Below are 12,840 nucleotides of genomic sequence, written 5' to 3'. Positions count from 1 at the left end.
CGAAACGATCAGCTGGTGTGGCGGCTGAGGACGTCGTAGGCCCGCACGGCGTCCTCGGGAAAGACGAGGATTTGGAAGCGGTCCTTGAGGTTTCGCCACCGGTGGATGCGGGTGCGGCCCATGGTGGCGCGGACGCCGTTGTCGCGCAGGAGTTGGCGGACGGTGCGGGCGGAGGCCATGTCGTAGACGGTGGCGGCGGGCACCAGCAGCCCGAATTCGGTGTCGGCGGTGCGTGTCCGGAGTTTCATCCTCGGCTCCCGGTGTCCTGCTCGGCCTTCAGCATGGCCAGCTGCGCTCGTTCCTCCTCATGATGCTGGGCGGCGAGGAGTTCGCGCTCCTCGGGTGGGTCGGCGGTGAGGAAGCCGCCGAGTCCGGGTTTGCCCGCGGAACCCAGCTTGCTCATCTTCTTCGGGACGGCAGCGCCCTGGTAGGCCAAGGGAATTGGATGCCCGTGCGCGTCCACCGGTCCGAGCGACTGGTGCACCTCGATGTACTCGCCGTGCGGCAGCCGCTTGATGATGCCGGTCTCGATGCCGTGCTCGAGCACCGCCCGGTCGCTGCGCTGCAGGCCGATGCAGAAACGGTAGGCCACGGTGTAGGCCAGCGGCGGCGCGATGAGTAGGGCGATGCGGAAGAACCAGGTGGTGGCATTGAGCGACACGTCGAATTTCAGCGCGATGATGTCGTTCACGCAGGCGAAGGTGAGCACCAGGTAGAAGGCAATGGCCATGGCCCCGATTCCGGTGCGCACCGGCACATCTCGCGGCCGCTGCAGCAGATTGTGATGCGCGGTGTCCTTGGTGAGCCGTTTCTCGATCCACGGGTAGATGGGGATGACGACGAGCACGAGACCCATCACCACCGCGACCCAGAACGGCGCGGGAATGGTGTAGCCGCCCAGATAGATCTCCCACGGCGGCATGAGCCGGGCCAGACCGTCGGTCCACATCATGTAGAAGTCGGGCTGGGATCCGGCCGACACCTGCGCCGGGTTGTAGGGGCCCAGGTTCCAGATCGGGTTGATCTCGAAGAGTCCGCCCATGAGCGCGACGGTGGCCAGGGTGAAGGCGAAGAACGCGCCCTGATCCAGCGAGAACACCGGAATGATGCGCGCGCCCACCACATTTCGCTCGGTGCGGGCGGGGCCGGGGAACTGGGTGTGTTTCTGGTACCAGACCAGCGCGATGTGCGCGCCGATGAGCGCGAGCATGATGCCGGGGAACAGCAGCACGTGGGTGATGTAGAGCCGCGGGATCAGCACGGTGCCCGGGAATTCCCCGCCGAAGAGGAAGAAGTGGGTCCAGGTGCCGATGATCGGGACGCTCATGGTGATGCCGCCCAGCGGCGAGCGCAGGCCGGTGCCGGAGAGCAGGTCGTCGGGCAGCGAATACCCGAAGTAGCCCTCGAACATGGACAGGATCAACAGGATCGCGCCGACCACCCAGGTGGCCTCGCGCGGTTTGCGGAATGCGCCGGTGAAGAACACCCGCAGCATGTGAATGATCATGGAGGCCAGGAACAGCAGTGCGGCCCAGTGGTGGACCTGGCGCACGAACAGTCCGCCGCGGACGTCGAAGGAGATGTCCAGGACGCTGCGGTAGGCGGCCGACATTCGCACCCCACGCAGCGGCTGGTAGCTGCCGTCGTAGGTCACCTCGGTCATGGAGGGTTCGAAGTACAGCGTCAGGTAGATCCCGGACAGCAGCAGGATGATGAAGCTGTAGAGGGCGATCTCCCCGAGCAGGAACGACCAGTGCGTCGGAAAGACCTTGTTGATGGAACGTTTCAGCCCCGCGGCCAAGTGATACCGCTGGTCGGCGGCATCGGCGCGGTTCGCGGTGGTACTCATGAACACCAGACGTCCCCGGGCCCCGAAACGTGACAGCCGAATACGACAACTTGTCGTAGATCACATCATCGATCAACGGGGCTTCTCGATCCCGCCCAATTCCCGTCTTGATGAACCGCACCCGCGGCCCGAAGGTGGGGGAGGATTATCTCGCGCCGCGTCGGCGCATTTTTCAGAACAGAGGCGAGTGATGAGCGACAAGATTCGCGTCGAAGGCACCATTACGGTGCACAAATACGAGCCGGTCCCCTACGACGAGCCCGAGCAGGGGCCGGTGCTCACCCGAATTCATGTGGAGGAGAGCTTCTCCGGCGGCATCGAGGGCGCGGGCGTGGTGGAGTTCCTGCAGTCCTCCAGCCCCGACGGCACCGCCAGTTTCGTTGGCATCGAACGCATTACGGGTTCGGTGGACGGCAAGTCCGGCACCTTCCTGCTGCAGGACGCGGGCACGGTCGCGGACAATATCGTCAGCGGCGACTGGTTCGTGGTCCCGGGCTCGGGCACCGGCGATCTGACCGGACTCCGCGGTGAGGGCGGCTTCAAGGCCAATCTCGGCGAGGGCGCGCAGGTCTGGCTGGACTACTGGTACGAGTGATGCCGGAGTCGGCCAAGAAGTCGGCCCTGATCACCGGGGCCGCAACGGGTATCGGCCGCTCGATAGCGGAAACCCTGGCCGCACAGGGTGTTCGGGTGGCCATCAACCATCCCCACACGCCCGACCTGGCCGACGAAGTGGTCGCCAAGATCGAGGCGGACGGCAGCGAGGCGCTGGCTGTGGCCGCCGATGTGCGCGACGGCGCAGAATATTCGCGTCAACGGCGGCACGGCCTAGCCGGATCCGCCGAGACACACGGAAGTCCCGGCCGCGCAGTCGGTTCCAACCCGAGCGGCCGCGCGGCCGGGACCTCCTCCGGTATCGCTAGACCCAGACCTCACCGATGGGTGTGAGTTCCGTCGGCGCCGGGGCGGGCGTCGGCGGTGGGGTGCGCGAGAACCGGGGCGCGGGGGCGGGCTGCAGCATGCCGTCCACCTCGATGAGAGAGCCTCGGGCGCGCAGGTGTTCGTCCCGCGCGGCCTCGCTCCAGGAGCGGATGGGCGTGACGCAGGCGTCCACGCCGTCGAAGAGTTCGGCCCATTCGGCCTGGGTCTTGGTCGCGAACTTCTCGGTGAAGGTCTTGCGCAGCACGTCCTGTCCGGCCGGATCCATTTGGTGCGGTAGCGAACTCGGGTCGAGTTCGAGCACGCGCAGCAGTTCGGCGTAGAACTGCGGCTCGAACGCGCCGACCGCCAGATGCTTGCCGTCGGCGGTGGCATACGTGTCGTACCAGGCCATTCCGGTGTCGAGCAGGTTGGTGCCGCGCTCGTCGGACCAGATGCCGCCCTGATGCAGGGTCCAGATGGAATGCGCCAGCGTCAGCACACCATCCACCATGGCCGCGTCCACGACCTGGCCCTGTCCCGAGCGTTCGCGCTCGTACAGCGCGGTAATGATGCCGAGCACCAGGAAGACCGAACCGCCGCCGTAGTCGCCGAGCAGGTTGATGGGCGGCAGCGGCCGTTCACCCTTGCGCCCAATGCCGTTCAGCGCGCCGGTGAGACCGATGTAGTTGATGTCGTGCCCGGCCCGGTCGGCGCGCGGGCCGTCCTGACCCCATCCGGTCATGCGGCCGTAGATCAGTCGCGGATTCCGCGCGAGCATCTCGTCGGGCCCGAGCCCGAGCCGCTCCACCACACCGGGCCGAAACCCCTCGATGACCACGTCGGCCTTGTCGATCAGCCCCTTGACCGCCGCGATCTGCGCCGCGTCCTTGAAATTCGCCTGCACGACCGTCCGCCCGCGCAACTGCGCCCGCATGGGCCCGGCCGCCGACCCGTCCCCGGGCCGCTGCACCCGCACCACATCCGCACCCAGATCGGCCAGCATCATGCCCGCGTGCGGTCCGGGCCCGATGCTCGCCAGCTCGACAATCCGCACACCGGCCAAAGGCCCCTTGGTTCCGCTCACCCGCAACCCCCTGAGAGTCCTGCCAATACGCAGCAGAGTAGAACACGTTCTACACGGCCGCGCCACCTCCCCTCCGATGAGCGGCATCGATCTAGGCTCGAGCCATGAGTGATCGGATCTGGCCGCGCGGCGTCTCCGCCCCGGCGGCCCGCGCCCTCGCCGCCGCCGGATATCAGAGTCTGGACCAGCTGGCCGGAGTCGACGAGAACGAACTCCTCGCCCTGCACGGCTTCGGTCCCAAGGCCATTCGCGTCCTGCGCGAAGCGCTCCGGGCCGAGGGGCTCGACTTCGCCTGAACCGCGCTCAGTCGAGGTAGGCGCGCTGGATGATCGTCTCGGTGTCCACGCCGGTGGGCAGGGTGCCGAAGGCGATGCCCCAGTCGCCGCCGAAGCGGGTGGCGCAGAAGGCGTCCGCGACGGACCGGTGGCCGTGGCGGACCAGCTGCGCGCCCTGCAGGACCAGTGCCATGAGTTCGACGACGCGGCGGGCGCGGTATTCGATATCGGCGAAGTCGGTGAGTTCCTTGCCGATTCGGTCGATGGCCGCGTCCAGGTGGCGGTTCGCGCCGCGGGCCAGGTTCACCTCGGCGAAGAACGCCTCGACCGTTTCGGGCTGACGGCCCATGGCGCGCAGGGCATCCAGTGCGGCCACATTGCCCGAGCCCTCCCAGATGGACATGAGCGGGGCCTCGCGGTACAGCCGCGGCATGCCGGACTCCTCGGCATAACCGTTGCCGCCGAAGCATTCCAGCGCCTCGGCCGCGTGGGCGGGGGCACGCTTGCACACCCAGTACTTGGTGACCGCCAGCGCGATGCGGCGCAGGGCCGCTTCGGCCGGATCCGACTCGGCGCGGTCGGTAGCCCCGGCCAGCCGCATCATGATCGTGGTCGCGGCCTCGGCCTCGATCACCAGGTCTGCCAGCACATTTCGCATGGCGGGCTGATCGACGAGGTACTTGCCGAACGCCTTGCGGTGGCGGGCGTGGTGGGTGGCGAAGACCGCGCCGGTGCGCATGCCGGTGGCCGAGCCGATCACGCAGTCCAGGCGGGTCATATTGACCATTTCGATAATGGTCTTCACGCCCGCGCCCTCCTGGCCCACCAGCCAGCCGACGGCGTTCTCGTACTCCAGCTCGGAGGAGGCGTTGGACTTGTTGCCCAGCTTGTCCTTCAGTCGCTGGATGCGCAGCGCGTTGCGGGTGCCGTCGGGCAGCACCCGGGGCAGCAGGAAGCAGGACAGGCCGCCCGGGGCCTGCGCCAGGGTCAGGAACAGGTCGCCCATGGGGTGCGAGGTGAACCACTTGTGGCCGACGATGCGGTACGAGCCGTCGGATTGCGGTGTGGCCGTGGTGGTATTGGCGCGGACGTCGGAGCCGCCCTGCTTCTCGGTCATGGACATGCCCGCGATGAGACCGGCCTTGGTGGCGGGCTCGCGCAGGCCGAAATCGTAGGTGCGGGAGGCCAACAGCGGCTCGTAGCGGGCCGACAGCTCCGGATTGTGGCGCAGCGCGGGCACCACGGCGTAGGTCATGGAGATCGGGCACATGTGCCCGGCGTCGGCGATGCCCCAGGTGTAGAACTTGGCGGCGCGGGCGACATGCGCGCCGGGCCGGTCGTCCTGCCACGGCGTGCCGTGCAGGCCATGGGCGACAGCGACTTCCATGAGGTTGTGCCAGTACGGGTGGAACTCCACCTCGTCGATGCGATTGCCGTAGCGGTCGTGGGTGTGCAGGACCGGCGGGTACTCGTTGGCCAGCCGCCCCCACTCCTGCGCCTGCACACTGCCCGCGAGCACGCCCAGCTCCCGCACCTCGGCCTCGGCCCAGCCCGCGCCCTCGCGGTGCAGGCCCTCGAGCAGCGCCGGATTGCGCGAATTGTCGAAGGGGGCGATGGGCGGCACCTGGTTGAAGACGTCATGGGTGTGCATGGCGGGGTGACTCCTGTTCCTGGGGGACGCCGAGCGCGCGCAGCGCGAAGGCGACGAGTTCCGGCAGCACCGATTCGCTCTCCAGCTGTTCGGACAGCGGCCCGACCAGCACCTCGCCGATGGCCCCGACCAGGGCGGTGGCCGAGGTGCGCGGATCCTGCGGCGGCAGTTGACCATTCGCGACCCCGTCGGCGATGGCGCTGACATAGGTCTGCGCGAAGGCCCGGCGGAAGCGCAGACGCTCGGCGTCAACGGCGGTATCCACGGGCTCGGCCAGCAGCACGTAGGCGAGTTTGGGGTTCTTGAGGGCTCGGCTGGCGAAGGTTTCGACGGCGGCGGTGACGCGGTCGCGGGCGGTGCGCCCCTCCCCCGCCGCCCCGGCCGCGGCGACGGCGTCGACCTCGCGGGTGACGACCTCGCGGAAGACGGCGGTCACCAATTCGGCCTTGCCGCTGAAGTTCTTGTAGACGGTGCCGGTGGCGACCCCGGCCTCGGCGGCGACCGCGGCCATGGACAGTCCGGCGAAACCGTCGCGGGAGAGGACGGTCATGGCGGCGCGCACGATCGAGCCCGCCTGCGCGTCCAGGCGCGCCTGGACAGCGGGGGTTCTGCGGTAGGCCATGCAAGAAGTGAACCACCGATTCATTTCTTGACGCAACCCCCGTTTTACGGCGTACCGTCGGGGCGGTGACAGTACGAGTGGAGCGCAATGGCCCCGTCTACACCGTGATCCTGCATCGCCCCGAAGCCCGCAACGCGGTGGACGGTCCCACCGCCAAGGCCCTCGCCGACGCCTTCCGGGACTTCGACTCCGATCCCACCGCCGCGGTCGCCGTGCTGTGGGGCGAGGGCGGCACCTTCTGCGCCGGGGCCGACCTGAAATCCCTTGGCACCGAACGCTCCAACGCCGTCACCGAGGACGGCGACGGGCCGATGGGCCCCACCCGCATGAAACTGTCCAAGCCCGTGATCGCCGCCGTCTCCGGCTACGCGGTGGCGGGCGGCATCGAACTGGCGCTGTGGTGCGATCTGCGAGTCGCGGAGCAGGACAGCACCTTCGGCGTGTTCTGCCGCCGCTGGGGCGTGCCGCTCATCGACGGCGGCACCGTGCGGCTGCCGCGCATCATCGGCGAGGGCCGGGCCATGGATCTGATCCTCACCGGTCGCGCGGTCGGCGCGACCGAGGCACTGCAGATCGGCCTGGTCAATCGGGTGGTGCCGACCGGCGAATCTCGCCGTGCCGCCGAGGAACTCGCCCTCGAACTGGCCGCGCTGCCCCAGACCTGTCTGCGCTCGGACCGCATGTCGGTGCTGGAGCAGAACGGGCTCGAGGAGTCCGAGGCCATTGCCAACGAGCTGCGGCACGGGATGAAGGCGCTCATGGACGGCGCCCTGGACGGCGCGCAGCGCTTCGCCTCCGGCGCGGGCCGCCACGGTCGCCCGGCGTCGTGAGGGCGCACGCGCGTCGAGCCTCGTGAGAGCGGTCGACCAGCCCCGAATACGTCCGGCAGCGCCACATGCAACCGATCGGTACGCTAGCCGTTCGATGGATCGGCTGAGCGTATTGGATGAGATCTTCCTGCGGTCGCATCGGGGCATGGGCACCCCGATCGTCCTGCAGGGACTCTGGCGTACCGCCGAACCCGTGCATCCCGCCCTGCTCTGGCGGGTGCACCGCGATCTGCGCACCGGACCGCTCGGCCGGCGCGTGGCGCGATCCCGGGTGCCGGGGGCGCGACCGCGCTGGCAACCCAATGAGTCGGCGTATCCGTTCACCATGACGCAGGAGCCGATTCCGGTTGCCGCGATCCTGGATTGGGCCGACCGGCAGGGCGACGACCTGAACCCGGAGACCGGCCCGGGGTGGCGGCTGTCCGCCGCGCGCCTGGATGACGGCGGCTGCGTGGTGGCGCTGACCTGTTCGCACGCCCTGGCCGACGGCCGGGCGCTGGTGCTGGCCATCGACAACGCCCTCGCCGGAATCCCGCTCGCGGCACCGGTCGCGGGCCATTCGGATTGGGCCGACGCCCGGCGCATGTGGGCCACCGTCCTGGGCGGGACCGCGCGGGCCCTGCGCCACGGCATCCCGGACCGACCGACCTCCCCGCCGCCCCGAAAGGCGCTGTCCGGCAGCCGGACCGGCCTCGCCACCCGCAGCACGGTGCTCGAGATCCCGGCCCGCGAGTGGAATCGGGTGGCGGTCGCCCATGGCGGCACCGCCAACAGCCTGTTCGTCCACCTGATCGCGAACATGCTGTGGGCCAGTGGTTTTCCCAGTGGCACCATCGCCGCCAGCCTCCCGGTCGACACCCGCGACGAGCCGCGGGTGGACAACGACATGTCCATGACCGAGGTCGCCATCACCCGCGCGGACACCCCGGCGAGCCTGCGCGCCAAGGCCCGCGCGGCCTACGAGCATCGCATGACCAGTCCGGGCGGGATTCCGGAGGAGATCCTGCAGGTCGTCCCCGATCGTTGGGCCTACCGGCTGGCCAAGGGCGCGGGCGAACGAGACATCCTGTGCTCCAATATCGGAAACCTGCCGGAGTCCCTGCTCTCGCTGGGCCCGCACGCGTGCACCGGGGTGGCGGCGCGCGCCATTCATCCGGGACTGCGCCGCGACGCGCTCCCTCGCACGCGGCTCTCCGGGTATCTCAGCCGCATCGCCGACACCTACACGCTGTCGCTGGTCGGCCTCGACCCCGACGCCATCGAATCCGCCGCCGCGTTGACCAAGCTGGCCGAGGCCACGCTGGGCGAACTCGGCCTGCGTGCCACGCCGTGGTGACCGCGCACCACTAGGTGGTGATCGTTACGTGAGGGCCGGGATGCGAACTCCTTGCCAGGCCAGGCGTTTGTCGCGTTCCGGATCGATTTCCACCCGGGAGGGTGAATCGATGATCAGGGTGGCGCGTCGCTCCTCGGTGTAGGCGGGCCAGTTGGCGAGCGGGGTGCCGCTGCGGGCGAAGGACAGCCAATTGTCCTGGAACTGGCGGGAAACCGCCCGGAAGGCACGGTGACCGCCCGCCGAGGTCAGGGCCCGGCCGAAGACCGAGTCGACCGCACCGAAGACCGGGATCAGGTCCAGGGCGTGGGTCGCGCCGAAGCCCGCCAATTGGATTGCGCGGGGCGCGAAGTCGTACCGGTAGGCGTAGGTGGGCGCGAATCGGCTGTGCGCCTCCATGACTCGCACCGACGGACGCCAGAAGGTGAAGTCCCCGCCCATGCGGACGGCGGCCCGCTTGCCCGGGAAGCCGGGATAGGCGGCGGCGACCCGGGATTCGACGGCCGCGCCGAAGTCGGCGAGGGCCTCGTGCATGCGCTCGGGCGAGGTCGGCATGGTCTGGCCGAGCTTGGTGAAGATGGGCGCCTCGCCGCCGCCCTCGCTCAGGGCCTGATCGACGTGGCGCAGCACCCAGCGCATGCGGTCCGGGGTGGTGGGGAGGGTGTCGTCGAAGCGGACGAACAGGGTGGCCTCGTCGCGATTGGTGCCGATGATGAGCGGCACCCGGTGCGCGGTGCCATTGGCGAAGGCGGTGATGAGCGAGGTCGGCAGATAGTCGCCGTCCACCACCGGCGCGACCGGGAAGAGACCGGGCTGATCGTGCATCACCTTCGAGACCGTGCGGTCGACCGCGCGGCGAATCTCGTTGGCCGGGAGCTCCCGCAACGCCTTGGCCGCGTCCTGCGGGGCCACGCCCAGATCGTCGAGGCAGCGGCGGGCGAAGAGTCGGGCCTCGGCCTGGGTCGGGGCCCAGTCCGCGGGTGCGCTCTGCGCGATGCCGCGGTGGAACAGGCCCGCGGCGGCCGGGGTGCACATGAGCGCCAGTACCGCGTGCGCACCGGCCGATTCCCCGAAAATGGTGACATTGTTCGGATCGCCGCCGAACGCGCCGATATTGCGGCGCACCCATTCCAGGGCCGCGACCTGATCGCGCAGCCCCATATTGGAGTCGAATTGGGCGGTGGGCGTGGAGTATTCGCCGAAGTCGAGGTAGCCGAACGCGCCGAGCCGGTAGTTGATCGACACCACGATCACATCGCCGCGCAGGGCCAGCCGCGCACCGGAATACAGCCGCAGCGCGGAGGTTCCGATCATGTAGCCGCCGCCGTGAATGAAGACCATGACCGGACGCGGGGTGGCGGCGGGCTCGTTCGGGACGGTGACATTGAGCGTCAGGCAGTCCTCGCCGGTCGGCTGGGCCTGCCGGGGACCGATCCGCGCGCCGTCGCGGTGTTGCATTGCGGCATAACCGAAGTCGGTGGCGTCGCGCACCCCGCTCCACGGCTGTACCGGCTGCGGCGCGCGAAAACGGAGGTCACCCACCGCGGGAGCCGCGAAAGGAATGGACCGCCAGCGTGAAACGCGGCGGCCCCGGATTCCGCGAACCACTCCGTCCGCGGTCGTGATGTCTGTCGTTGCCACCATCTGAAAAGCGTAAGCCGAAGCCCGGGCCGCTCCCAGGGGCTTGTGCCCCGGACTCGGGAATTCGCTCCCACGACCCGAAAATTCTCGCGGCTTCGACGAATTCCCGGAAAATCGTTCGTTCCGGGGCCGCCGCAGTAGGGCGACCCCGGACTGTCGAGCCCGCCGCTACTGCAGGTAGCCCTCGACCTGTCGGGCGGAGTTGACCTCGGCCTCGTCGGGGTTGCGGCCCTGGTCGAGGCGGGCGCGGCGCTGACGCAGCAGGTCCCAGCACTGATCGAGCTGGACCTCGATCTCGGCCAGCTGGCGGCGCTCGTCCTCGGGGTCGATCTGGCCGCCGGTGGTCTTGGCGCGCAGCTCGTGCTCACGATCCACGAGTTCCTTGATGCGTGCGTGGATGTCCTTTTCGGTCATGCGCTCCACTGTACGACCCGGGCCAGCGCATCCCCGGCCAACCGGACGGCCTTCGGCAGGTCCGCCAGCGGGAGCGCGGCATAGCCGAGGGCGAGGCCGAAGGTGTGGCGGGGACCGACGTGATAGCGGGCGAGCGCGTCGAGGTAGACGCCGAGTTCGCGGGCGGTGGCCACCGCGCGGTCCTCGTGCTCGGCCGAGTCGAGGGGCACGAAGACGTGTGATCCGGCGTCGTCGCCGCGAATCTCGAGACCGCGGCCGCGCAGCGCGGCCGTCACGAGCGCCCGACGCCGCGGCATTTCGCGACGTAGTCGGCGCAGGTGGCGCGCCAGATCGCCGTGTCGGGCCAGTTCGACCACGACCTGCTGCCCGGCCGGGGCGGGGCTGGTGCCGGTGAGTTCGCGGTGGGCCAGCACCGCCTCGGCGACGGCCGGGTCGGCCACCAGCCAGCCCACGCCGAGGGTCGGGGTGAGGATCTTGCTGGTGGTGCCCAGATGCACGACCGTGTCGGGCGCCAGGGTGGCCAGCAGCGGCAAAGGGGCGGTGTCGTAGCGCAATTCGCCGTCGTAGTCGTCCTCGATCACGAGAGCGCCGGTGCGGCGGGCGAATTCGATGAGGGCCACCCGGCGAGCGGCGGGCATCCGCGCCCCGAGCGGAAACTGGTGTGCCGGAGTGCAATACACCATGCGCGCGTTCTCGGGAATGAGATCTACCCGCAGCCCCTCGGCATCGACCGGTACCGGGACCAGCGTCGCCCCGGCCGCGCGAAAGGCTCCCCCGGCCCGCTGATAGCCGGGATCCTCGATGGCCACCACCTCACCGGGACGCAACAGCGCCGCGGCGAGTTCCCCTGCGGCCGCACTGGTTCCGGCGGTGGCCAGCACCGTGGTCCCACTGCCCGCACCCAGCCCGCGATGCCGCAACAGGTGTTCGACGACGGCCTCGCGGAACTCGGCCTCACCGCGACGATCCTTGCGAATCAACGGCATTCGATCCGAGGCCACCCGCCAGGCCCGTCGCCAGGCGGCCGGATCGATGGCCTCGATGGCGGGCGCGCCCGCCCCCAGATCCAACAGCCCCGACAGCGGATCGACCCGCTCCGGTCCGTCGGCATGCGCGGTGACCGGCGCGGGCGCGGCCGTCAGGTAGGTCCCCGACCCGTGCCGCCCGTCCAGCCAGCCCTCGGCATGCAACTGGTCGTACGCGGCGGTCACCACGGTCCGGCTCACCCCGAGCCGCTGGGCCAACTCCCGCGACGACGGCAGTCGATCCCCACCGCGCAATGTGCCCGCGGTGGCGGCCCGCCGCAGACCGTCCGCCACCTGTACGGCCAACGGCATGCCGCTGTCACGGTCGATCGCGAACGGCAGATCGTCGTCAACCAGGCGATTTCCCCGCAAGTGGCCTCCTGCTCACTGGTCGATCGGTCGATGCCAGCATGCCACTCCCGGAATCAGTCGCCCGAAGTGGTCCGTGAATCTTGCGGAGAATTGGCTATTCAGTAATGCCATTTGCCTCGCGAAACTGGTCCCATGAGTGAGACAGCTTCGACTCGGACCCCATTGTCACCGACCCCGCGCAGCAGCCTCACCCGATCCAAGGAGCGTGGTCGCACCGACCGCGCCGAACTGGACGCGGTGCTGGACGCCGGGCTGATCTGCCACCTGGGTGTGGTCCTGAACGGCACCCCCGTGGTCGTTCCCACCATCTACGGCCGCGACGGCGACACCCTCTACCTGCACGGCTCCACCGGCTCGGGCAACCTGCGCGCCGCCATGACCGGTGATGTCTCCGTCTCGGTGACCCACGTCGACGGCATCGTCTACGCCCGCGCGGCCATGCACTTCTCCATGAACTACCGCTCCGCCGTAATCCACGCCCGCCCAACCGAACTCACCGACCCCGCCGAGCGCATGCACGCGCTTCGCGTCATCACCGAGCACGCCGCCCCCGGCGCGTGGGACGCGGTGCGCGCACCGAACAAGAAGGAACTGGCCGCCACCGTCGTCCTCGCCCTCGACCTCACCGAAGCCTCGGTCAAGGTCCGCACCGGCGGCCCCCGAGACGAAGCCGACGACATCGCCACGGGCGGCGTCTGGGCCGGAGTCCTGCCCATGCGCCAGGTCTTCGACGCCCCGATCTCCGCGGACGATCTGGACCCGGGCATCGAGATCCCACGGCACGTCCTGGAAAGGTGCAGCGACACCGTCGCCGCGGGGTGAC

At 69.5% G+C, this 12,840-nt stretch carries 14 protein-coding genes; 6 read left to right on the top strand and 8 right to left on the bottom strand.

Going from position 1 to position 12,840, the window contains the following annotated elements:
- Positions 1-8: 8 nt before the first annotated feature.
- On the bottom strand, positions 9-248 hold the full coding sequence (locus VMT65_RS01780; protein ID WP_326306139.1) for a hypothetical protein: 240 nt from the start codon (positions 246-248) through the stop codon (positions 9-11).
- Entirely contained in the window at positions 245-1,849 is a 1,605-nt protein-coding gene (gene qcrB / locus VMT65_RS01775; protein ID WP_326306138.1) for a cytochrome bc1 complex cytochrome b subunit, read from the bottom strand. The genes VMT65_RS01780 and qcrB overlap by 4 nt, the downstream gene beginning before the upstream one ends.
- Positions 1,850-2,039: 190 nt before the next feature.
- Here qcrB and VMT65_RS01770 point away from each other — a divergent pair, with 190 nt between their 5' ends.
- Together VMT65_RS01770 and VMT65_RS01765 are read left to right on the top strand one after the other, a co-directional pair.
- Positions 2,040-2,444 (top strand): DUF3224 domain-containing protein, encoded by a 405-nt coding sequence (locus VMT65_RS01770; RefSeq protein WP_326306137.1) that lies wholly within the window; start codon positions 2,040-2,042, stop codon positions 2,442-2,444.
- Positions 2,444-2,797 (top strand): SDR family NAD(P)-dependent oxidoreductase, encoded by a 354-nt coding sequence (locus tag VMT65_RS01765; RefSeq protein ID WP_326306136.1) that lies wholly within the window; start codon positions 2,444-2,446, stop codon positions 2,795-2,797. The genes VMT65_RS01770 and VMT65_RS01765 overlap by 1 nt, the downstream gene beginning before the upstream one ends.
- On the opposite strand, the gene VMT65_RS01760 is transcribed toward VMT65_RS01765, so the two are convergent.
- Positions 2,769-3,860, bottom strand: a complete 1,092-nt coding sequence (locus VMT65_RS01760) for a CaiB/BaiF CoA transferase family protein (RefSeq protein WP_326306135.1) — start codon at positions 3,858-3,860, stop codon at positions 2,769-2,771. The two genes, VMT65_RS01765 and VMT65_RS01760, sit on opposite strands and share 29 nt — an antisense overlap.
- Before the next feature lie 98 nt (positions 3,861-3,958).
- Here VMT65_RS01760 and VMT65_RS01755 point away from each other — a divergent pair, with 98 nt between their 5' ends.
- Positions 3,959-4,150 (top strand): helix-hairpin-helix domain-containing protein, encoded by a 192-nt coding sequence (locus VMT65_RS01755; RefSeq protein ID WP_326306134.1) that lies wholly within the window; start codon positions 3,959-3,961, stop codon positions 4,148-4,150.
- A 7-nt stretch (positions 4,151-4,157) separates the two neighbouring features.
- Here VMT65_RS01755 and VMT65_RS01750 read toward each other — a convergent pair whose 3' ends face one another.
- Both VMT65_RS01750 and VMT65_RS01745 read right to left on the bottom strand, forming a co-directional pair.
- A complete protein-coding gene (locus tag VMT65_RS01750) occupies positions 4,158-5,780 on the bottom strand; it encodes an acyl-CoA dehydrogenase family protein (RefSeq protein ID WP_326306133.1) in 1,623 nt (540 codons plus the stop codon).
- Positions 5,767-6,402, bottom strand: coding sequence for a TetR/AcrR family transcriptional regulator (locus VMT65_RS01745; protein ID WP_326306132.1), 636 nt, complete (start codon positions 6,400-6,402; stop codon positions 5,767-5,769). The genes VMT65_RS01750 and VMT65_RS01745 overlap by 14 nt, the downstream gene beginning before the upstream one ends.
- 65 nt (positions 6,403-6,467) lie before the next feature.
- Here VMT65_RS01745 and VMT65_RS01740 point away from each other — a divergent pair, with 65 nt between their 5' ends.
- Complete coding sequence (locus tag VMT65_RS01740) at positions 6,468-7,232, top strand: crotonase/enoyl-CoA hydratase family protein (protein WP_326306131.1); 765 nt, start codon at positions 6,468-6,470, stop codon at positions 7,230-7,232.
- Between the two features lie 94 nt (positions 7,233-7,326).
- Complete coding sequence (locus VMT65_RS01735) at positions 7,327-8,568, top strand: hypothetical protein (protein ID WP_326306130.1); 1,242 nt, start codon at positions 7,327-7,329, stop codon at positions 8,566-8,568.
- Positions 8,569-8,592: 24 nt separating this feature from the next.
- Here the strand turns inward: VMT65_RS01735 and VMT65_RS01730 are convergent, their stop codons facing one another.
- From VMT65_RS01730 to pdxR, 3 genes are all read right to left on the bottom strand, one after another.
- Positions 8,593-10,209 (bottom strand): carboxylesterase/lipase family protein, encoded by a 1,617-nt coding sequence (locus tag VMT65_RS01730; protein WP_326306129.1) that lies wholly within the window; start codon positions 10,207-10,209, stop codon positions 8,593-8,595.
- A 165-nt stretch (positions 10,210-10,374) separates the two neighbouring features.
- Positions 10,375-10,620 carry a DUF2630 family protein gene (locus VMT65_RS01725; protein ID WP_326306128.1) on the bottom strand — a complete coding sequence of 82 codons (246 nt, stop codon included), beginning with the start codon at positions 10,618-10,620 and terminating at the stop codon, positions 10,375-10,377.
- A complete protein-coding gene (gene pdxR, locus VMT65_RS01720) occupies positions 10,617-12,017 on the bottom strand; it encodes a MocR-like pyridoxine biosynthesis transcription factor PdxR (protein WP_326306127.1) in 1,401 nt (466 codons plus the stop codon). Before pdxR ends, VMT65_RS01725 begins: the two co-directional genes overlap by 4 nt.
- A gap of 132 nt (positions 12,018-12,149) precedes the next feature.
- On the opposite strand from pdxR, the gene VMT65_RS01715 reads away from it, so the two are divergent.
- Positions 12,150-12,839: a pyridoxamine 5'-phosphate oxidase family protein gene (locus VMT65_RS01715; protein WP_326306126.1), complete on the top strand. Its 690-nt coding sequence runs from the start codon at positions 12,150-12,152 to the stop codon at positions 12,837-12,839.
- Position 12,840 lies beyond the last annotated feature (1 nt).

Origin of the sequence: Nocardia sp. CDC153 (assembly GCF_035818515.1) — a bacterium.
Classification (GTDB): Bacteria; Actinomycetota; Actinomycetes; order Mycobacteriales; family Mycobacteriaceae; genus Nocardia.
The sequence above is the reverse complement of the archived record's forward strand: the minus strand, read 5'-3'. Positions and strand labels throughout refer to the sequence as shown.

What these genes read in the sequence shown, in the direction of transcription:
- VMT65_RS01780 (WP_326306139.1), bottom strand. Translation starts at nt 248, where the DNA reads ATGAAACTCCGGACACGCACCGCCGACACCGAATTCGGGCTGCTGGTG.
- qcrB (WP_326306138.1), bottom strand. Translation starts at nt 1,849, where the DNA reads ATGAGTACCACCGCGAACCGCGCCGATGCCGCCGACCAGCGGTATCAC.
- VMT65_RS01770 (WP_326306137.1), top strand. Translation starts at nt 2,040, where the DNA reads ATGAGCGACAAGATTCGCGTCGAAGGCACCATTACGGTGCACAAATAC.
- VMT65_RS01765 (WP_326306136.1), top strand. Translation starts at nt 2,444, where the DNA reads ATGCCGGAGTCGGCCAAGAAGTCGGCCCTGATCACCGGGGCCGCAACG.
- VMT65_RS01755 (WP_326306134.1), top strand. Translation starts at nt 3,959, where the DNA reads ATGAGTGATCGGATCTGGCCGCGCGGCGTCTCCGCCCCGGCGGCCCGC.
- VMT65_RS01750 (WP_326306133.1), bottom strand. Translation starts at nt 5,780, where the DNA reads ATGCACACCCATGACGTCTTCAACCAGGTGCCGCCCATCGCCCCCTTC.
- VMT65_RS01745 (WP_326306132.1), bottom strand. Translation starts at nt 6,402, where the DNA reads ATGGCCTACCGCAGAACCCCCGCTGTCCAGGCGCGCCTGGACGCGCAG.
- VMT65_RS01735 (WP_326306130.1), top strand. Translation starts at nt 7,327, where the DNA reads ATGGATCGGCTGAGCGTATTGGATGAGATCTTCCTGCGGTCGCATCGG.
- VMT65_RS01730 (WP_326306129.1), bottom strand. Translation starts at nt 10,209, where the DNA reads ATGGTGGCAACGACAGACATCACGACCGCGGACGGAGTGGTTCGCGGA.
- VMT65_RS01725 (WP_326306128.1), bottom strand. Translation starts at nt 10,620, where the DNA reads ATGACCGAAAAGGACATCCACGCACGCATCAAGGAACTCGTGGATCGT.
- VMT65_RS01715 (WP_326306126.1), top strand. Translation starts at nt 12,150, where the DNA reads ATGAGTGAGACAGCTTCGACTCGGACCCCATTGTCACCGACCCCGCGC.